This is a genomic window from Flagellimonas pelagia (assembly GCF_003584135.1).
In the GTDB taxonomy this organism is placed as follows: Bacteria; Bacteroidota; Bacteroidia; order Flavobacteriales; family Flavobacteriaceae; genus Flagellimonas; species Flagellimonas pelagia.
In genome coordinates this window covers 154,793-174,834 of the sequence record NZ_QXFI01000009.1, presented here as the reverse complement: position 1 = coordinate 174,834, position 20,042 = coordinate 154,793, and the positions used below count along the sequence as shown (strand labels likewise).

Sequence of the window (20,042 nt, the reverse complement as noted above, 5' to 3'; positions counted from 1 at the left end):
ATTAGTTTTTCTTGGCGATGGCCACCCAACCACCAGATATATTCAATTTAATGTCCATTTTTGTTCTGGAATCCACGTTGGTTTGTTCCAACACATAATCCCGGGCATTTGTATCAGAGTTCACACCATCCCTGAAGACTTGCAAACTGTAGTTGCCTTCATCCAAGAAAGAAAAGTCCAGTGTAAACGACTTCGGGGTAGTATCGTTCATGCCGGCAATGTACCAGGTGTTCCCATGTTTACGTGCCACCAAAATATAATCGGATACTTTGGCATCCAATACTTCGGTCTTTTCCCAAATAGTTGGTATGCCAGAAATGAAAGTGGTGGTCTCATCTTCCCTGTAATAATTGCTCGGCGTATCGCTCAACATTTGAAGCGGTGCTTCAAAGACCACGTACATGGCCACTTGATGGGCCCGGGTTCCCATCGCCATGGGACGGGTAAAACGGGCCATAAAATTTTCCTTGTGCACATTGTCCAAACCTCCAGGGGTGAAATCCATAACCCCTGCCGTCATTCTTGTAAAAGGAAGGGTGAGTTCATGTTCCGAATCGATCTTATCCTCCCATTTGGTATTTTCCAACCCTTTTACCCCTTCAAAATTGATAATGTTCGGATAAGCACGTCGCATTCCCGAAGGTTTGAAAGCTCCGTGGAAATCGACCAAAAGTTGACGTTTTGCCGTTTCTTGTGCCATCCGCTCGTAAAAGTTGACCACATATTGATCGGCACGTTGGATGAAATCGACCTTTACCCCTTTTACGCCCCAACCCTTAAAAACATCCAATATGCCTTCCATGTCTTCGTCCAATGGCCTCCAAAGACTCCAGAGAATGACCCCTACCCCTTTTTGATTTCCATAGCTAACCAGCTCGGCAACATCAACATTTGGATTGGGCTCGCGTACATTAGTTGTGGTCTTGGACCAACCTTCATCCAAGATGATATACTCCAGACCGTAATGGGCGGCAAAATCGATGTAATATTTGTAGGTTTCGGTATTGATCCCCGATTTAAAATCCACGCCATCAATATTATTGGCATTCCACCAATCCCAAGCTACTTTTCCTGGTTTTACCCATGAAATGTCCTTTAATTTTAACGGATCGGCCAATTGACACACCAAATTATTGGAAACAATGTCCTTATCCGAAGAGGAAACCATAAAAACCCGCCAAGGAAACGTTCTATTTCCAGAAGTCTGGGCAATGTAATCGGCCTCAAATTCAATGGACTCATCGCGATCCCGTTTTTGCTCCTTGGTCTTTAAGACCACTTTGGGAAACAAACTGGTAAAACCCGACCCATTCTTTTGCAGGAACATATGGGGGTAGTCATAAATGTTGGATTCAGTGAAAGAAACACTTGGTTCGTCTACCTTGGTGAAAAGTAGCGGCAAGTTTGCAATGGTACCTGTAGTAATGTTTTCGGATGGAATGGCCTGAAAATAATTTTCAAAATGTGATATCAAACTTTTCTCCTCGGGTAAATAGCACGTTGTTTTCTCGTTTGGGGAAAAGGTGAGTTTTTCATCAACCACCTGAATTTCCTTTTTGCCCAGCTTGGCCACATACCTAAAGGCGCAACCATTATCATACACCCGCAGTTCCAAATCAAAATCCCTGAATTGCAGCGTAAGTTGGTTGTATTCATCGTTTATTTCCTTATTCTTGGTCGGTAAATCTACCCGAATGGTATGCTTTTGAGAAAACTGCCGCATGCTCATGGTCTTGGATCTAGCTACTAACGAGCCTTTTCCATCAATGATCAAATCGGAGACCACATCTTCCACCAAAGTTTTTCCTGCGTAAGCCAACTTAAGGTGCAGTTCTTCCTTTACCGATACCGTTACTTCCAAAACCCCGTTCGGTGATGTAAGTGAAGATTGACCAAATGCAACCGAGCTTAAAGCGAAGAACAGCAAAATGAGACCAATCTTGGAACCGATTGGGGTAAAAGTTTTGAATCCTTTCATAATTATATTGTATTGATCTTTGATATGCTCATGGTTTGTGAATTTAAACAACTATGCATTGGCCCACAACAGGCCCTATGATCTTGGCGATATTTTCTTCTTTTCAAGAAAAAAGAAAGCGAATGGGTTTCCATTCGCTTTCCTAACTAACAACAAACTCAAACAATTATTAATTGAAAACACACTAGATGCTAACTTTCAATTTAGTACCCTGGGTTCTGTGAAAGGTTGGTATTGGTGTTCAACTCTTCAAGACCAATAGGGAATAGGGTAGTATAATCTCCTTTTGGTGTATGGTTGTACCAATTTTTGGTCTGGTACACCCCAAAACGGATCATATCGGATCTTCTTCTTGCTTCGGCGGCAAATTCCCAGCCCAATTCGTCCAAGAAACGTCCGTAGGGCACTACGGATTGATCTCCTGGATCATCAACGGTTCCGTCTTCGGCCAACGTGCCATATTCAACGGTGGTATCACCTTCCAACTCTGCCCCGGTAACCGTAGCATCGGTAGGATTGTCAAAAGAGCGCAAACGTACTTGGGTTACAATGGCAGCCGCCTCGTCGCTTCTATCTGTTCTGAGCAATGCCTCAGCCTTCATCATCAATACATCGGTATATCTCAAGAATGGGAAATCCACACTTAGCCCACTGGTGGCTCCAGGTTCAATTTCGTATTTGCCACATCTGAAACCTTCCGTGAATTCACAACCATAAATGCTGGGCATTTTGTTTACCAAAGTCATGACCACACTACCGTCTGAGGCGTTCAATTGATCACCCATCAACCAAGTATCTGCCAAACGCTTATCATTTGGATCATAGCTATTAATGAATTGAGGGTTACAACTGGATCCACCCCATGGCTGGGCCTGCATTCCAAATACCAAACGATGATCTGGCGTTAACATTTTCATATGGGCGTTCCATTGTGGTGCAAAAATTTGATCGTAAGGAATGGCAAAAACCAATTCAGAATTACCATCATTATTGGTACTGAAAATATCCGAATAGCTGGAAGAAAGTTCATAAGCGCCACTGTTAATGATCTGGTTACAGGCATCGATAACCTTGTCCCACTGTGGAGTACCCGTATACACTTCTGCATTCAGATAAACCCTGGCCAAAACTTGAAGTGCCCCCCACTTGGTTATCCTTCCGTAGGTTGATTGATCTACGGTTTCGGATAAATCAGGTATCACTGCTGTCAACTCGGACACGATAAAATTGTACACTTCGGTACGGCTACTCTGAACCGGAAGTTCATCACTGTAGCTGGAGATGATCGGAACATTTCCATGGGTATCCACCAACATGGAATAATACAATGCCCTCAAGGCACGCATTTCAGCAATGATGCTGGCTGCCTGTTCCGTACTTACCGGAAGTTGCTCGGACTCGATCTGCAAAATTACCCTGTTGGTAGAGTTGATACCGTTGAAACAAGTAATCCAGGTATTCCTAGGCTGCCATTGGGTCTCGGTCCATTCATGAAAGTGCATTCTCTTGTACGTTCCCCCGTCATCCCATCCATTGGGTCGTGTAGGGGTTACAAACATGTCCGCAGGCTCTTCCTGAAGATCAAAATATCCTTGCCAACCCATTACAAAGCGCAAAGGGGTATAGGCTGAAGCCATTACGGAAACAATATCCGACTCGGATGGGGTAAAGGAGGATTCCGTTACCTCGGAATATACTTGTTCCTCAAGATCGGTACATCCTATTTGAAGGAACAGAGCACCAATCGCCAGTGTAAAAATTCGTAATCTAAGTGAAATCACTTCATTGATCGTAATTTTCATAGTCTTTTATTTTAAAATGTAAAATTGATGCCCAATGTGAATGTCCTGGTAGAAGGATATTTGTCCCTTTCATCGTTACCAGGTGCAAGTCCGTTCCTGTTCACCTCTGGATCGATACCCTTGTATCCGGTTATAGTGGCCAGGTTAAGTCCTGATGCATAGATTCGGAAAGTCTGGGCAAACTTGATAGCGTCCTTAGGCAATGTGTAGCCCAAGGTAACGTTGTCGATCTTCAAGAAATCGCCATCTTCAACATAGTAGCTCACAAAACGTTGCACATCTTGCAAAACGGCCTTACCGTAAACCAAATCGTAGGCAGAATCCAATGTGTTGTAACTAATGGTCGGGTTTTCATAGAACATACGTGAAAAGTTCAGGATCTGATAATCCAAGGCTCCCCTTAAATTCACCATAAGGTCCCAGTTTTTGTACCTCACCGTGTTGTTCCAGCTATAGTAAGCTTTTGGGAGACCATTACCCAAAACCTGTCTGTCATCATTAGTGGCTTCGGTAGCAGGAACCAGGGTTCCATCAGGTCTTTCAATGATCCAAATACCGTCATCGGTAATGTCCACACTCTTTAAACCATAGAAATTACCAATAGGTTCACCTTCTTGTACCCTGTGGGTATTGATCTGGATAGGTTCCCCAGTATATCCTTCATCAAAGAAATCGTTGGTCAACTGAAACTCATCATTGGACAGGGAAACAATTTTATTGGTATTGGTGGAATACGTTAAGTTGGCCGTCCATTGAAAGTTTTCAGTCTGTACTGGAGTAACGTTCAAGAGAAATTCCAAACCGGAGTTTTTGATCTGGGCCACGTTGGCAGCAATGTTTCCATAGAAATATGGAGGAGTAGGCACGCTGTAGTTGTATAGGGCATCCTTGGTAGTCCTATCATAATAATCTATGGCGCCGTTGATACGTCCTTCCAAGAATCCAAAATCAAGACCTAGGTTAAACTCTTCCTTTTTCTCCCAGCGCAGATTCGGGTTGGCATTTCGGGATGGCACCAATTGTCTCACCCACTGGCCATTGTTCAAGAAATAATCACCATAGGTAAGTCCGCTCAAGGATTGGTAGTTAGAACCCGCATTGATACCTGTGACCCCAAAACCTGTTCTTAGTTTTAGGTTGGACAACCATTTCCAGTTGTCCGCAAAGGATTCTTGATCAATTCTCCAACCCAAAGAGATACCCGGGAAATTACCCCATTTGTAATCCTCACCGAAACGCGAAGAACCTTCTCTACGCAAACTCGCCATCAACAGATAACGGTCATCATAGTTATAGGTTACCCTGGAGAAGAATGCGATCAATTTATCGGAATCCTTGTAGCTTCCCATACCGGCTTCACCCAATTGAAGACCTTGCCCGCTTCCTAGGTTGTTATACGTAAAACCATCGGTTGGGAATCGGCGGTTAGTTGCCCAAAAACCTTCATTGGTATTGTCCTCATAGTTGTAACCTACCAATCCGGTAACCCTGTGCTTACCAAAGGCATTGTTGTAATCTGCCGTAAACTGACCATAGTTACCCACATAATCATCGGTACCACGGGAAGCAAAACCTTCTTGACCGTTTTTGGTAGTGGAAACGTGGTTTTTGGTCTGATAAAAGCCCCTGATATTGGAATTCCCTTTTCGGGTATACAATCCTTTCAAGGTAAGGTGATCACCAAAATCATAGCTTAACGAGAAATCGAATCGGGAGTTCCTGTAACGGTTCTGACCTAGGGTTTCTTGGATATAGGCCACAGGGTTGTCATAGAAATACACATCCCTCTCGTACCAGCTACCGTCATCATTATAAACGGGCTCTGTAGGGTTCCTAATAATGGCTTGTCTGTAAATGTAGGGGTTAAAACTATAGCCATCACCCAATGCATTATAGGTTTGTTCACTCAAGATTATGCCAACATTGGTTTTAAGCTTATTGTCGAACATGGCATGGTTTACACTGACACGGGCCGTATATTTTTCATTGTTCGATTTCAAAAAAATACCTTCTATGTCCCTGTAGTTTACAGAAGCGGTCATGTTAGAGGTAGAATTACCACCCCTAAAGATCACATTGTGTACCTGGCTGAAGGCATCCCTGGTGATTTCATCCACCCAGTCAGTATTAGCTCCAAAATCTTGGATGTTTGCCCCATTAAAGGTATACCCCTCTGCATATTTTTGTCGAAGCTCATCGGCATCCAAAAAGTTCATACGGTTGGCAATGGTTGATAATGAAGCGTAACCATTATATTCAATGGTCGACTTCATATCGTTACTCCCTTTTTTGGTGGTAATGATGATAACCCCATTGGTACCCCTGGTTCCATAAATGGCCGTGGCGGAACCATCCTTAAGTACGTCAATGGACTCAATGTCCTCTGGAGCCACTGTTGCCAAACTTCCTGGAACACCATCTACCAATACCAAAGGATTGGTACCTCCCAAAATAGATGAAGTACCCCTAAGACTGATCTGGGTACCTTCCGTTGGGTCCCCAGAGGGGGCCGAAACAGAAAGACCTGCCACTTTACCTTGGATCAATTGGGCGGCATCCTTTACGTTACCCTGAACAAAATCCTCTGATTTTACCGTTGCCACCGAACTGGTCACATCGGCCCTTTTTTGGGTACCGTAACCTATTACCACTACCTCGTTAAGCTGCTGAAGATCTTCTTTCAGTACAACATTAATGGTTGTTGAACCCTGAACCGGAATTTCTTGAGCCAAAAAGCCCAAATACGAAAACACCAATACCGCATTGGATTGTGAAGTGGTAATGATAAAATTTCCATCAAAATCCGAAGCAACACCATTAGTGGTGTTTTTTTCCAGTACAGAAGCCCCAGCAATGGGCACACCCTGCTCATCTGTAATGCTACCGGTAATCCTCTGTTGGGAGAACCCCGCCTGAACGGCAAAAAGGCAAAACATGGAAAACAAAAGCTGAGTTTTTAAACCTTTCGTCCCTAAACATGCTTTAAATAAAAAGTTAGCCAATTTCATAATACATTTTTAGTTTGTTTGAATTATTCCTCACTTAAAACTTATCGTTTCGGCACTTTAAATTGAATTAAAGATTAATAAGCGTTAATTTTACACTTGTAAATGTATACTGAAGAGTTTCAAGATTTTGGGAAATATTATCCGGTTTTGATACTATATTGACCAATCAATATGCTTTTTAGTACCTTACAGGATTTAATCCTATCAATTTAACATTTACAAGTATATTTTAAACACTTATTATAGGTTTCCCAATTGGCTTAAAAACAATCTTTACAATACCACTAATTATCAAAATCCGAGTTTTGGTACCCTGTGAAAAATCCTAACTTTAAGGATTCAAATTTTGGATGTAGTTGTACACCATCATCGACATAGAGACAACCGGCAATGGGATCAAAGGCAACAAGATCACTGAAATTGCCATTTTTAAGTATGAGGGCGGTCAGATCGTGGATGAATTCACCTCGTTGGTAAACCCTCAGTGCCCCATTCCCTATTTTATCACCGGACTCACGGGGATAGATGACCAAATGGTACAAAATGCACCTACATTTTCCGAAGTGGCCAAGGATATTTTATCAATTACCGAAGGTTGCATTTTTGTGGCCCACTCCGTTAATTTTGATTATGGGGTCATCAAGGAGGAATTTCGCCAAATCGGAATTGATTTTACCCGAAAAAAACTGTGCACCGTCCGCTTGTCCCGTAAACTGATTCCCGGACTTGGGTCCTATAGCTTGGGCAAATTATGTTCGTCGGTACAGATTCCATTAGTGGACCGACACCGGGCCCGAGGCGATGCCCATGCCACCGTATTATTGTTTGAAAAATTGATCAATTCTCCAGAGGCCGAAGGGGTTTTCAAAAAATTCTTGAATGCCCGAAGCCAAGAGGCCACGTTGCCACCCCACCTTCCCAAATCTGTATTTGATGATATACCGGCCAAACCAGGCATCTATTATTTCAAGAACCAAAAGGGGGAAATTATTTATGTGGGCAAGGCCGTCAACCTCAAAAAAAGGGTATTGGGCCATTTCTACGACAAAAGCACCAAGGAGATTCAAATGTGCAGTGAAACAGCCCATATCGATTACAAACTATCTGGCAGTGAACTGGTGGCCCTTTTGATGGAATCAGCCGAAATCAAGCGCCTTTTTCCTCCCTATAATCGGGCCCAAAAACGAATTGTGAGGCAATATGCCATTTTTGCCTACGAAGATCGAAACGGCATTGTACACTTGGCGTTCAATACCATAAAAGGAGCCCCAAATCCGTTGAAGATTTTTTACAGCCAAACAGAATGCAGGGCATATCTGGAAGAAATCTGTAAAACCTTCTCGCTATGCCCACGTTACTGTCATTTGCAGCAAACGAATGCAGCATGTTCCCACCACGAAATCAATACATGTGAGGGCATTTGTAAGGAAGAGGAACCTGTGGAGCATTATAACGAAAAGGTTCAGGAAGCCATCTCACATATGAAACTATTGGCTTCGGAAGTGAAAATCATTAAAGAAAAAGGAAGGGACGAAAATGAAAGTGCCGTGATTTTGATTGCTGATGGCATGTACAAGGGCTATGGTTTTATCGATAATGATTCTGACATTTCCTACATGGAAGATATCGAAGCCTTCATCACTCCCCAAAAGAACACCATAGAAACTGAAAGTATTCTCGGGGCCTATTTGCTCAAAAACACCAACATCCAAATCACCTCTCCTATCTCCTAAAAAAAATGCCCCCTAAAAAGGGGGCGTGGAATTATGAGCAAATAGCTCCACAGATTGAAAAATTCCTAAAATTAAAATTGGGCCGTCTCTGTGCTGCCTTTCATGGCCATGGTGCTCGCCTTACCAGCAGTGACCACGTTCTGGACCATATCAAAGTAGGAAGTACCCACAAATCCTTGGTGTTTCACAGCCTTAAAGCCATCCTTTTGCAAAGCGAACTCTCGCTCCTGCAATTCGGAATACCCAGCCATTCCCCTTTCCTTATATGATTTGGAAAGTTCGAACATGCTCGTATTCAACGCATGGAACCCTGCAAGGGTAATGAACTGGAACCTGTAGCCCATGGCCGCCAGTTCTTCCCTAAAGGTCTCCATCTCTTTCATGCTCAATTTAGCTGCCCAGTTGAAGGATGGCGAACAGTTGTAAGCTAACATCTTATTGGGATATTTACTATGGATGCCCTCTGCAAATTTTCTGGCCTGTTCCAAATCCGGTGTGGATGTTTCCAACCAGATAAGGTCCGCAAAGGGAGCATAGCTCAAGCCACGATCAATTCCCTGTTCCAAACCATTTTTCACATAAAAGAACCCTTCGGAAGAACGCTCGCCTGTCAAGAATTTGTGATCACGTTCATCAATATCGCTTGTCAGCAAGTTGGCGGCATCGGCATCAGTCCTCGCAATGATGATAGTGGGTACCCCCATTACATCGGCTGCCAAACGGGCCGCAATCAGTTTGTTGATAGCCTCTTGGGTGGGCACCAAAACCTTACCCCCTAAGTGTCCACACTTTTTAGCAGAGCTCAATTGGTCCTCAAAATGGACTCCGGATGCTCCATTTTCGATCATGGATTTCATGAGTTCGTAGGCGTTCAAGTTACCTCCAAAACCGGCCTCTGCATCGGCCACAATGGGCACCAGATAGTCCTTTTTATCTGCCACTCCGTTTACAGATTGAATTTGGTCGGCGCGCAACAATGCATTGTTGATGCGTTTCACTACCATGGGTACGCTGTTCGCAGGATAAAGCGATTGGTCCGGGTACATTTCCCCTGAAAGGTTGGCGTCTGCCGCCACTTGCCACCCACTAAGGTAAATGGCATCCAAACCAGCTTCCACTTCCTGAATGGCCTGATTGCCGGTGAGCGCTCCCAATCCAGCCACAAAATCTTGGCTGTTCAATTTCTCCCAAAGTTTTTCGGCTCCCACACGCGCAATGGAATGGTCTATTTCATACGAGCCACGAAGTTTAATGACTTCCTCAGCTGTATAAGGGCGTTCAACACCTTTCCATCTGGGGTTTACGGTCCAATCCGTTACCAAAGCTTGAATTTTCTCCTTTTTTTCCATAATTTTATAATTCGAAATTTGACTTGAATCCCATGTAATGTTCGCGCATTCTTGGGATTTTTTTATTGATATGATTGACTTGCTTATATTTCGTTGTAGGCTTTTATCGTGAGGAATTCCTCAAACTCATTGGCTCTCACCAATTTGTCGAACAATGCAATGGCTTCCTCAAATTTGGTGTTATGCAGATTGCCTTCGCCCACCAAATGCCTTATTTTGACCACTTCCTCATCAAAAATGGATTGATACAGTTCGCTTGTCAATTTTCTACCATCATCCAATCTTGCATTGAACTTGAGCCATTGCCAAACTTGGGTCCGTGAAATCTCGGCCGTAGCCGCATCTTCCATCAGGTTGTTGATGGCCACACAACCATTGCCCCTCAACCAGGATTCCAAATACAGGATTCCCACGGAAATGTTCTTCCTGATACCCTTTTCGGTAATCGTACCATTGGGAATGGCGATCAAATCCGTGGCAGAAATATGATCATCCTCCCTCAACTTCTCCAATTGATTGGCTTTTGGCATGTACTTGTCAAAAATATCCTTGGCTATCTTTACCAAACCGGGATGCGCCACCCAGGTACCATCGTGCCCGTTCTTTACCTCTCGTTCCTTGTCCAATCGCACTTTTTCCAATGCCTTCTCGTTGGCCACTGGATCATTGTTAATAGGGATTTGGGCCGCCATACCACCCATGGCATGGATTCCCCTTTTATGGCACCGTTGGATCACCAATCTGGAATAGGAATCCATGAAGGGAACAGTCATAGTGACTTGGTCCCTATCTGGTAAAATATAAGACGGATGGTTCCTAAACTTTTTGATGTATGAGAAAATATAGTCCCAGCGACCACAGTTGAGCCCAACAATATGGTTTTTTAGTTCGTAGATGATCTCATCCAACTGAAAACTCGCCGTGATGGTTTCTATCAATACAGTAGCTTTATAAGTACCTACGGGAATACCAATATATTCTTCGGCAAAAGTGAACACCTCGTTCCACCACCTAGCCTCCAAGTAGTGCTCCAATTTGGGCAAATAGAAATAAGGTGCCGATCCCCTTCGTCTTAAAACACCAGAGTTGTGGTATACGTAGAGTCCAAAATCCACCAAACTTCCCGAGGTCATTTCCCCATTGATAAGAATATGTCTTTCATTCAAATGAAGCCCCCGAGGGCGAACCAAAAGAACGGCCACCTCATCGTTCAATTCATAGCTTTTTCCCTTTTTGGAGTCAAAATAGGAAATGGACCTATTATTGGCATCGATCAAATTTTGTTGACCCTGCATGCAGTTGTACCAAGTAGGCGCATTACTGTCCTCAAAATCGGCCATAAAAGTTTTGGCGCCAGAATTCAAGGCATTGATGACCATCTTGCGATCCACGGGCCCGGTAATCTCCACGCGTCGGTCCCTTAAATCATCCGGGATATGTTTAACCCTCCAATTGGCAGACCTTGTCTGTTCGGTTTCAGGCAAAAAATTTGGGAATTCACCCAAATCAAATTGTACTTGTCGTTTTGCCCGTTCTTCCAACAACTGCAATCTGGACCTATTGAACTTTTGGTGCAATGCGATCAAAAACTCCAAGGCGCCATCGGTCAACAGCTCAGGATAATAGTGCTCCACTTCCTTTGAAAACTGCAATTGTGTACTGGTAATCAATGCTTCTTCCATAACAGTATCATTTTGTTCAACAAGATTAACGCAAACGTTTGAGAAAAACAAGCGAACGTTCGCTTTTTTATATTTATTCGCTATTTTTATAAGATTCGCAAAAAGACCTATCTTTGATCGAGAAAAATGGAAGAAGAGTATATCAAATTGATTTTTGGCCTAAAATTGAAGCAGGTAAGGACCAAGCGAAAGCTATCCCTATTTGGCCTTTCCAAGCTTACGGGACTTTCAAAATCGTACTTGAACGAAATTGAAAAGGGCAAGAAATACCCTAAAACGGACAAGATTGCCCTATTGGCCGAAAAATTGGAAGTGCCTTATGATAGTTTGGTTTCCCTGAAACTGGACAAGAACCTTGCTCCTGTTGGCGAATTGCTACAATCCAAGGTTTTTAAGGAGCTCCCCTTGGAACTGTTCGGTATTAAGGAAAGTGACCTTATCGATATTGTTGCCAACGCTCCTACCAAGGTCAATGCCTTTATCAGTACCATCATTGAAATTGCCAAGCATTATAACTTTGGAAAAGAAAACTTCTATTTGGCGGCCCTCCGCTCCTTTCAAGAGGCCAGCAACAACTTCTTTCCCGATTTGGAAGACGCCGCGGTCCAATTTGCCAAAGCCTATCAAGTGGACTTGAAAAAATCGGTAAGTTCATCGGAACTGGAAGAAATTTTGGTGGAAGAATACGGGTATACCATCAATAATGAGGAGCTGACCAAGTACAAGGAATTGGACAACCTACGCTCCATGTTCATGCCAAAGACCAAAACCCTTTTGGTGGCCAACCATATTGATGAAGCGCAACGCACCTTTATCTACGCCAAGGAAATCGGTTATAATTTTTTGAACATTGAGGAGCGCCTCTACACGTTCACTTGGATCAAGTTCAACAATTTTGACCAAGTGCTCAATAATTTTTATGCTTCCTATTTTGCCGGTGCATTGGTGATTCCCCGAGATCTGTTCAGAAAGCACATTGATTCCTTTTTGGGCAAACCTAAATTCGATAAAACCTTTTTGACCGGGTTAAAAAACTACTACAATGCCTCCCCAGAATCACTCTACCAACGGTTGACCAATATTTTACCGAACGATTACCAACTGGAAAACCTATTTTTTCTCAGATTGAGCCATAAAAGGGACTCCAACCGATTTGATATCACCAAGGAACTCCATTTGACCCATCACCATTCACCCCATGGTAATGAAACCAACGAGAAATATTGTAGGCGTTGGGTATCCATTCGGGTATTACAGGAAATTGCTAAAACTGATGAGGAGCATCATATGGACGTGCAAATTTCACATTATCCCAGTGATGGGCTTTCGTATCTGATTTTTTCCAGTGCCACTGTAGACCCCTTTAAAAAAGATGAATACCGAAGCGTAAGTTTGGGATTATTGATCAATTCCGAACTCAAAAAGAAAGTGGCCTTTTTGGACGATCCATCCATCAAAACGTTTGATGTTGGGGTGACCTGTGAGCGCTGTTCCATTGCGGATTGTGATGTTAGGCAATCTCAACCTATCATTCTGAAAAGGCAGGAACGCAATGTCAAAACCGAAAAAGTAGTGGAAGAACTCCAAAAAAAGTTCAGCTAGGCTATAAGCTTGGTTTCAGCATAACCTTGAACTCAGCCTTGCCCTTTAGGTATTGAAACCCTTTCTCCAAATCTTTTTGTTCCACTGCGTAGGGATAAAAGGATATCGGTTCAATGCAGACCATATTCTTCACCTCTGTCCAGCACATAAAATGCCCGAAACCTTTGGCTTCTATGGTTATCTGCCTTTCATCTTTTAACGTTATAGAATTACAATCCGGAACCTGATATGCCCGACTGCCCACGGCCAATACCTCATCTAATGAGATTTTTTGATCATTGGCGATAATCATCGGGGCATCGGAATGGAGCTTGAAAGCAGGATGGTACCCCAACATAAAGGGCATTCCTTCTTCCCCAGAAATCCGAAAAACAATTTCCAATGCTCCCTCCTTCAATTCAAAGGATTTTTCAAATCGGAAACTGTAGGGCCAGTCCATGAAAGGTTCGGTAGATTTTACAGGGTATTTGGAATTTTTCACTTTGGTACCCTCTGTATATTCCTTTGCAAAAACAGCGGTAGATTCTGTTTGTAAAATCAATTCATAAGGGATTTGCCTCAACAAACCATGCTGGTCCTGGATAGCTTCCCCTTTAGGAGTTTGAATCCTAAAATTGGCCTTGTCCAAAGGACCAATGACCGGGAACATCTCCGTATCACTACTCCCCCAACCTGGACTTCTTTTTTGATGGATAAATTCATGGCCACCACACACAAAACTGACCAACTCGCCAGCATCTATGCTAACCGTGCAATCTTTGTTTTTTAATTGGACCATTACTTGGTATTTATCAATCGGTAAATTAAAATAGCTGTCCGTTTGGTAAGATCCTTGATGGTGTTCAGGTTAACGGTTTCCTCGGGGGTATGTGCCCCCGACCCCATGGTTCCCAATCCATCCAAACAATCCACATATTCGGCTATAAAGGAAACGTCCGCAGCTCCCCGTCTTCCTGGATCATAGGCCAATACTTCCCCTTGACCCAGATCAAGGCTTACCTCGTTCAAAATACCCAACAATCCCATATTTCCCTCGGTAGGCTGCATGGCGGGATAGCTATCGGTAAAGCTGACCATGGCAGAAGTTTTGGGAAGATTGTTGCCTACAATTTCCCTCATCTTTTCACGTGCCCTTTCTTTTTGTTCTTCGGAAATAAATCGGAGACCTCCTTTTACAATTGCTTTTTGGGCTACCACATTGCTTTTTCCAAAGGCATCTCCCTTACCTGTGGAAGGATCATAATTTACAAAGGTACCCCCCAACAATATTCCAGGATTGAAGGTCAACAGATCTTCGCCTTTTACATCGGTATAGAATTCATGAAGAATGCGCGACATTTCAAAAATGGCACCCGCACCGGTGTTCTCACTAAAGATACCAGAGGAATGGGCCCGTTTTCCCTCTACTTCCACCTCCCAGCCAGAGGCTCCCCTGCGCGCTACCGTGGCATAATTAAACCCCGTGGATGTTTCAAATCCCAAGGCAACATTACTCCTTTGGGCAGCTTCGATCAAATCCTTCCGACTGATATCCAACGGTTTCCCTGTACTTTCTTCGTCCCCGGTAAAAGCGACGATAATTTGGGCATCGTTCAACAAGCCATTATCATACAATGCCTTTAGGGCATAGAGCACGATTACATCCCCGCCTTTCATATCGTTACCGCCCGGTGCGTGGGCAATGCTATCGTTGACCCTTTCGAATTTTTGGAACGGACTATCTTCTTCAAAAACGGTATCCAAGTGACCTACCAATACCAATTTTTTGCCTTTGTTGCCTGAAGTTTCCGCGAACAAATGTCCTGCACGGTCCATTTCGGCAGGCATGTCGATCCATTTGGTCTGAAAACCGATATGGTCAAACGCATCTTTGAACACCATACCCACTTCTTTCACGCCTTCCGCATTTAAAGTACCGCTGTTGATATTCACCACTTTTTCCAAAAACGAAATGGCTTCGTCGCTGTTCTTTTCAATCGTGGCAACAATCTTTTTTTCCGTCCGGGTCAATTTTTGGGCCGTTACAGTAAAGGCCAATACAAGGCAAACTGAGGAGATAATCGGTTTTAGGGTCATGGTAGTTATTTTACCCCTAATGTATCAATTTAAAAGGAAAGACACAGCTATCACTCAAACTGGATAGCCTTTACCGGCGTAATTTTGGTGATGATGTACGATGGGACCAGAAGCATCAAAAGGCACAAGAACATGACCCCGATGTTGAGCAAGAATACGGTCGGAACATCCATATGGACCGGAATGTATTCAATGTAATATTCCTCTGGATTTGGGAACTTGAACATTCGGTATTTGCCCTGAAGGAAAATGACTCCCAATCCGATTACATTACCCCAAAATAGCCCAATGGCGATCAAGTAGGCGGCATTGTACAAAAACACCTTTCGTATACTCCAATTGGCCGAGCCCAGTGCTTTCAGAATCCCAATCATTTGGGTGCGCTCCAGAATCAACACCAAGAGTGCCGTGATCATGTTGATACCTCCCACAATGATCATTATCCCAATGATCAGGGCGATGTTAAAATCAAACAGGCCAATCCACTCAAAAATGCGATAGTATTTGGTCTTGATGTTCTGGGTATCTAGACTGGAAAGGGTGTTGTTATAAATTTCATTGCTCTTTTCCTCCAATTGATCAAAATCATCCAGAAACACCTCAAAATTACCGACCTGATCATCTTCCCATTTGTTCATCCGCTGAATGTGGCGAATGTCCACAAAGACATATGTGGCATCAAATTCCTCAAATCCGCTGTCATAAATGCCAACAATCTTGAACTTTCGATTATTGGGAATCTGGGAGGCATCCCCATCCTTTAAAAAGAAGGAAAAAAAGCTGTCACCCACATCCAACTGCAACCGATTAGCCATCATCCGAGAAATTAACACCTCATCGTTGAGCTTTCCGGTGTAGTCCGGCAATCTACCCTCCACCAGATATTCCTTGAAGGCGCTCCAATCATAATCGGGGCCGACACCTTTGGCCAGCATTCCTTCAAAGGTATCCTCGGTGCGGATGATTCCACCTTTGGTGGCCACAGCCTGAACATGGCGTACCCCATCCACATTTTTAAACTCGGGATAAAAATCTTGATGTATGGAAATCGGTGAAACGGAAACTTCGGAAGTATTGTTGTCGTAGTTGGAAATCTGGATATGGCCATTGAAAGCCGAGACCTTTTCGCGAATTTTGTTTTTCAACCCAACACCTGTGGCAATAGCGATGAGCATCATGACCACACCGATCGCAATTGCAGCTATGGCGATTTTTATTATAGGGGCGGAAATACTAATTTTATGTTCCTTCCCTGTAATCAGGCGTTTGGCAATAAACAATTCTAAATTCAACGAATGCCCATTTTATCTAATCTCAAAAGTACTGTTTTCTTATTGTTTTTGGCGCTTTCTTGTTGCAAGGGCCAGCAAAAACAAGCTGATATCCCACCATCGGAGGTGATTTCCACTCCTTCTGCAGAAATAAAAGTAGCTGCAAACCGCACGGAAGTATACCTCCCCATGCTACAAGGCAAGAAGGTGGGGATTGTAGCGAATCCCACCAGCGTTATTTTTAATGACAAGGGATATGCCCACTTGGTGGATTCCTTGGTTTCACTTGGAGTTGATGTAAAAAAAGTTTTTGCCCCGGAACACGGATTCCGTGGTACCGCCGATGCTGGGGAACATGTGAAAGATGGTGTGGATGCCAAAACCGGGGTACCCATCATCTCCCTTTATGGAAAAAACCGAAAACCCTCCAAGGAACAGTTGGACGAATTGGATGTGGTGGTATTTGACATTCAGGATGTTGGGGTTCGCTTTTACACTTTTATCGCTACACTCCAATTGGTGATGGAAGCCTGTGCGGAACATGGAACGCCCATCATGGTGCTTGACCGACCTAACCCGAACGGACATTACGTGGACGGACCTACCATGATGAAAGAACATGCCAGCTATTTGGGTCTGCAACCGATTCCATTGGTTTATGGGATGACCATGGGTGAATATGCCCAAATGCTCAATGGTGAAGGTTGGCTGGAAAATGGCAGCAAAGCGGATTTAACGGTTGTCCCACTTGAAAACTATACGCACGCTTCCGAGTATCATTTACCCATTCGCCCCTCTCCCAACCTTCCCAACGATGTTTCGATTACCTTATACCCAAGTTTGGGGCTTTTTGAAGGCACCAACGTAAATGCGGGTCGGGGCACCGAGTTTCAGTTCCAACGGTATGGGGCTTCCTTTATGGACAGTACCCAATACGATTTCAGCTATGTGCCCGAGCCCAATTTTGGTTCCAAACATCCCAAAGAGGAAGGAAAAATCTGTTATGGCAAAGACCTATCACAATCGCCAAAAATGAACGAAATGACCTTACGATGGGTTATCGACGCCTATAAAAACACCAAGGACAAGGACAAGTTCTTCCTGACAAGCGGGTTTACCAAACATGCCGGAACACCTATTTTACAACAGCAGATTGAAGCTGGGGTATCTGAGGAAGAAATCAAGGCCACTTGGCAAGAGGGCTTGGAAAGTTTCAAAAAAATTAGGGCAAAGTATTTAATCTACGAATAGTCAACCAATTTTTCAATTGCACACGAATTTTACAAATTGGTCGAATGTCATTTTGAACGTAGTGAAAAATCTAACGTTGTGTGACATTTCACAACTGCTGTTATACATCTCCTTTCGAGATGACCTTCCTTGGTTCGGTTGTAGGCCTTCGGTATTTGTGAAACGGCTGTTTTAAGAGGCCAGCAATACTGCTGTTTTCCTTTTCATCAGGAAACGTGTCCACACCATACACAATATCCTTCACATCCATGGTCATATAAGTTCCTAACATTCTGTCCCATATGGCAAAAATATTTCCATAGTTGGAATCGGTATAAGGTAATTGATAATGATGGTGCACTTTGTGCATATCCGGGCTCACCACAAACCAGCTGATGGCGTTATCCACCTTTTTGGGCAATCTTATATTGGCATGGTTAAATTGTGAAAACACCACGGACAAACTTTGATAGAGCATAATGATACCGATGGGAGCGCCCACAATCAAAACTCCGGCCAAGGTGAAGGTGTAGCGAATCAAACTCTCCAATGGATGGTGCCTATTGGCAGTCGTGGTATCCACATGATGGTCTGAATGGTGGACCAAATGAACCATCCAAAGCGGTTTCACCTTATGCTCCACCCAATGGGCAGCATAGGCTCCAATCAAGTCCAGCAACATGACCCCGAGCAACACATACAACCACAAAGGCATCGCTGGCAACCAATTGATGATGCCAAACTGGTTTTCCACGGCCCAATCCGAAGTCTTGAGCAACAGAAAGGCGAGCGGAAAATTCACGATGATCGTGGTCATGGTCAAAAAGAAGTTGGGAACGGAGTGTCGCCATTTTTTGTACGGAGTACCAAACAACGGCATAATGCCTTCCAAAATCCAGAAAAAAGTGATTCCCCCTACCAAAATAAGGCTTCGGTGTGAGGAGGGAATGGTCTCAAAGTATGAAATGATCTGCTCCATACGCTCAAATATAAGCAATCGTCAAAATTTTATGCTTTTTTTCATCGCTTCCACAATGTTAAAAGCCGCCGGACAAATGGCTACATTTTTTAAGGTGAGGTTACTGATCTGTTGGAATTTTTTGCGGTCGGTATGTGGAAACTCGCGACAGGCCTTGGGTCTAACTTCGTAAATGGAACAGTAATTATCGGCTCCCAAAAAAGTGCAGGGCACGCTTTGGAGCACGTAATCGTTCTCTTCATCAACCCTGAGGTAGGTATCGATGAACTGCGAGGGTTTCATCCGAAAATGTTTCGCAATCCGCTCAATATCAACATTGGTAAAAAGAGGACCTGTGGTCTTGCAGCAATTGGCACAGGTGAGGCAATCCGTACGTTCAAATTCTGCGTCGTGAAGTCCTTGCATTACATAATCCAGGTCCTTGGGCGGACGCTGTTTTAGTTTGCTGAAGAATTTTTTGTTCTCCACATGCTTCTCCTTGGCCTTTTGGGGCAATCCTTCAAGAATTTCATCCATATCGCACAAACTTATCCAAATTAAACTTTTCTCTGCAATTAAAGTCCCACCTTTGTAAAAACACCAATTTCATGGCAGATGTTTTAGGCAAGGCCGTCATGGACTTTCAACAAGGAAACTATACAGAGGACATCAAAACTTTTTCCTCATTGGATGAAGAGGATGTGATTCCGGTCCCCTATTTGTTTCGCGATTTCAAAGAGATGCCCAAAGTCGAACAAAAAGCCCTCAAACTGGCCAAGGGAAAGATTCTGGACATTGGCTGCGGTGCAGGAAGCCATGCTCTTTATCTTCAGAATAAGGGATTGGATGTGACCGCTGTGGACAATTCCGAAGGCTGTATTACGGTCGCAAAAGAAAGAGGCGTGCAAAAAACCGTGTTGAGCAATATTTTGGACTATTCAGAAGAAACCTTCGATACCCTTCTTTTGCTGATGAATGGCATCGGTTTGGCAGGTACCCTAAGTAATTTAACCGCATTCTTGCAACATTTGGCCTCATTGTTGCGGCCCAATGGACAAATATTGTTGGATTCCAGCGATATCATCTACATGTTTGATGAAGATGAGGATGGTGGCTATTGGATTCCCAACAACGGGAAATATTACGGTGAAGTGACCTTTACCATGCAGTACAAAGGTTTAAAAAGCGAACCATTTGACTGGATTTATTTGGATTATAATACATTGCAAAATGCCTGTTGGGCCAACGGAATGGAATGCGAACTGATGGTTTCCGGTGAACATTACGACTATTTGGCCAGACTCACCCATAAAAAGTAATAGATTCCGATATGGAACGTTCTATTTTATATTT

The 20,042-nt window shown here is 43.6% G+C and carries 14 protein-coding genes; 4 read left to right on the top strand and 10 right to left on the bottom strand.

All coding sequences use genetic code 11. The annotated features are described in order from the left end of the window. Position 1 precedes the first annotated feature (1 nt). From D2V05_RS02635 to D2V05_RS02625, 3 genes are all read right to left on the bottom strand, one after another. On the bottom strand, positions 2 to 1,978 hold the full coding sequence (locus tag D2V05_RS02635) for a glycoside hydrolase family 97 protein (RefSeq protein ID WP_147378209.1): 1,977 nt from the start codon (positions 1,976 to 1,978) through the stop codon (positions 2 to 4). A gap of 203 nt (positions 1,979 to 2,181) precedes the next feature. Next, positions 2,182 to 3,780 (bottom strand): RagB/SusD family nutrient uptake outer membrane protein, encoded by a 1,599-nt coding sequence (locus D2V05_RS02630; protein WP_119646013.1) that lies wholly within the window; start codon positions 3,778 to 3,780, stop codon positions 2,182 to 2,184. An 11-nt stretch (positions 3,781 to 3,791) separates the two neighbouring features. Next, entirely contained in the window at positions 3,792 to 6,716 is a 2,925-nt protein-coding gene (locus tag D2V05_RS02625; RefSeq protein WP_235855363.1) for a SusC/RagA family TonB-linked outer membrane protein, read from the bottom strand. 428 nt (positions 6,717 to 7,144) lie between these two features. Here D2V05_RS02625 and D2V05_RS02620 point away from each other — a divergent pair, with 428 nt between their 5' ends. Next, the gene (locus D2V05_RS02620) at positions 7,145 to 8,521 is read left to right on the top strand and encodes an exonuclease domain-containing protein (protein ID WP_119646011.1); all 1,377 of its coding nucleotides are present in this window, start codon (positions 7,145 to 7,147) and stop codon (positions 8,519 to 8,521) included. A 71-nt stretch (positions 8,522 to 8,592) separates the two neighbouring features. On the opposite strand, the gene aceA is transcribed toward D2V05_RS02620, so the two are convergent. Further along, positions 8,593 to 9,870, bottom strand: coding sequence for an isocitrate lyase (aceA, locus tag D2V05_RS02615; RefSeq protein WP_417935665.1), 1,278 nt, complete (start codon positions 9,868 to 9,870; stop codon positions 8,593 to 8,595). Positions 9,871 to 9,953: 83 nt separating this feature from the next. Next, a complete protein-coding gene (gene aceB, locus D2V05_RS02610) occupies positions 9,954 to 11,552 on the bottom strand; it encodes a malate synthase A (RefSeq protein WP_119646009.1) in 1,599 nt (532 codons plus the stop codon). Between the two features lie 126 nt (positions 11,553 to 11,678). Between aceB and D2V05_RS02605 the strand changes: the two genes are divergently transcribed. Then, the gene (locus tag D2V05_RS02605; protein WP_119646008.1) at positions 11,679 to 13,154 is read left to right on the top strand and encodes a helix-turn-helix domain-containing protein; all 1,476 of its coding nucleotides are present in this window, start codon (positions 11,679 to 11,681) and stop codon (positions 13,152 to 13,154) included. Between the two features lies 1 nt (position 13,155). Here the strand turns inward: D2V05_RS02605 and D2V05_RS02600 are convergent, their stop codons facing one another. The 3 genes from D2V05_RS02600 to D2V05_RS02590 are packed head-to-tail and all read right to left on the bottom strand — an operon-like array spanning position 13,156 to position 16,522. After that, a complete protein-coding gene (locus tag D2V05_RS02600; RefSeq protein ID WP_119646007.1) occupies positions 13,156 to 13,932 on the bottom strand; it encodes an aldose 1-epimerase in 777 nt (258 codons plus the stop codon). Next, positions 13,932 to 15,230, bottom strand: coding sequence for a M20/M25/M40 family metallo-hydrolase (locus D2V05_RS02595; RefSeq protein WP_119646006.1), 1,299 nt, complete (start codon positions 15,228 to 15,230; stop codon positions 13,932 to 13,934). Before D2V05_RS02595 ends, D2V05_RS02600 begins: the two co-directional genes overlap by 1 nt. Positions 15,231 to 15,280: 50 nt before the next feature. After that, the gene (locus D2V05_RS02590) at positions 15,281 to 16,522 is read right to left on the bottom strand and encodes an ABC transporter permease (protein ID WP_119646005.1); all 1,242 of its coding nucleotides are present in this window, start codon (positions 16,520 to 16,522) and stop codon (positions 15,281 to 15,283) included. Positions 16,523 to 16,525: 3 nt separating this feature from the next. Here D2V05_RS02590 and D2V05_RS02585 point away from each other — a divergent pair, with 3 nt between their 5' ends. Beyond that, a complete protein-coding gene (locus D2V05_RS02585) occupies positions 16,526 to 17,752 on the top strand; it encodes an exo-beta-N-acetylmuramidase NamZ family protein (protein WP_119646004.1) in 1,227 nt (408 codons plus the stop codon). A gap of 100 nt (positions 17,753 to 17,852) precedes the next feature. Here the strand turns inward: D2V05_RS02585 and D2V05_RS02580 are convergent, their stop codons facing one another. After that, complete coding sequence (locus D2V05_RS02580; protein WP_119646003.1) at positions 17,853 to 18,710, bottom strand: sterol desaturase family protein; 858 nt, start codon at positions 18,708 to 18,710, stop codon at positions 17,853 to 17,855. 21 nt (positions 18,711 to 18,731) lie between these two features. After that, positions 18,732 to 19,226 carry a YkgJ family cysteine cluster protein gene (locus D2V05_RS02575; RefSeq protein WP_119646002.1) on the bottom strand — a complete coding sequence of 165 codons (495 nt, stop codon included), beginning with the start codon at positions 19,224 to 19,226 and terminating at the stop codon, positions 18,732 to 18,734. A 71-nt stretch (positions 19,227 to 19,297) separates the two neighbouring features. Here D2V05_RS02575 and D2V05_RS02570 point away from each other — a divergent pair, with 71 nt between their 5' ends. After that, positions 19,298 to 20,008 carry a class I SAM-dependent methyltransferase gene (locus D2V05_RS02570; RefSeq protein ID WP_119646001.1) on the top strand — a complete coding sequence of 237 codons (711 nt, stop codon included), beginning with the start codon at positions 19,298 to 19,300 and terminating at the stop codon, positions 20,006 to 20,008. Positions 20,009 to 20,042: the final 34 nt, after the last annotated feature.

Excerpts from the sequence above, each read along its gene's own strand:
- aceA (WP_417935665.1), bottom strand. The coding sequence starts at position 9,870 with ATGGAAAAAAAGGAGAAAATTCAAGCTTTGGTAACGGATTGGACCGTA.
- D2V05_RS02600 (WP_119646007.1), bottom strand. The coding sequence starts at position 13,932 with ATGGTCCAATTAAAAAACAAAGATTGCACGGTTAGCATAGATGCTGGC.
- D2V05_RS02605 (WP_119646008.1), top strand. The coding sequence starts at position 11,679 with ATGGAAGAAGAGTATATCAAATTGATTTTTGGCCTAAAATTGAAGCAG.
- D2V05_RS02575 (WP_119646002.1), bottom strand. The coding sequence starts at position 19,226 with ATGGATGAAATTCTTGAAGGATTGCCCCAAAAGGCCAAGGAGAAGCAT.
- D2V05_RS02580 (WP_119646003.1), bottom strand. The coding sequence starts at position 18,710 with ATGGAGCAGATCATTTCATACTTTGAGACCATTCCCTCCTCACACCGA.
- D2V05_RS02595 (WP_119646006.1), bottom strand. The coding sequence starts at position 15,230 with ATGACCCTAAAACCGATTATCTCCTCAGTTTGCCTTGTATTGGCCTTT.
- D2V05_RS02570 (WP_119646001.1), top strand. The coding sequence starts at position 19,298 with ATGGCAGATGTTTTAGGCAAGGCCGTCATGGACTTTCAACAAGGAAAC.
- D2V05_RS02585 (WP_119646004.1), top strand. The coding sequence starts at position 16,526 with ATGCCCATTTTATCTAATCTCAAAAGTACTGTTTTCTTATTGTTTTTG.
- D2V05_RS02635 (WP_147378209.1), bottom strand. The coding sequence starts at position 1,978 with ATGAAAGGATTCAAAACTTTTACCCCAATCGGTTCCAAGATTGGTCTC.
- D2V05_RS02625 (WP_235855363.1), bottom strand. The coding sequence starts at position 6,716 with ATGTTTTGCCTTTTTGCCGTTCAGGCGGGGTTCTCCCAACAGAGGATT.
- D2V05_RS02630 (WP_119646013.1), bottom strand. The coding sequence starts at position 3,780 with ATGAAAATTACGATCAATGAAGTGATTTCACTTAGATTACGAATTTTT.
- aceB (WP_119646009.1), bottom strand. The coding sequence starts at position 11,552 with ATGGAAGAAGCATTGATTACCAGTACACAATTGCAGTTTTCAAAGGAA.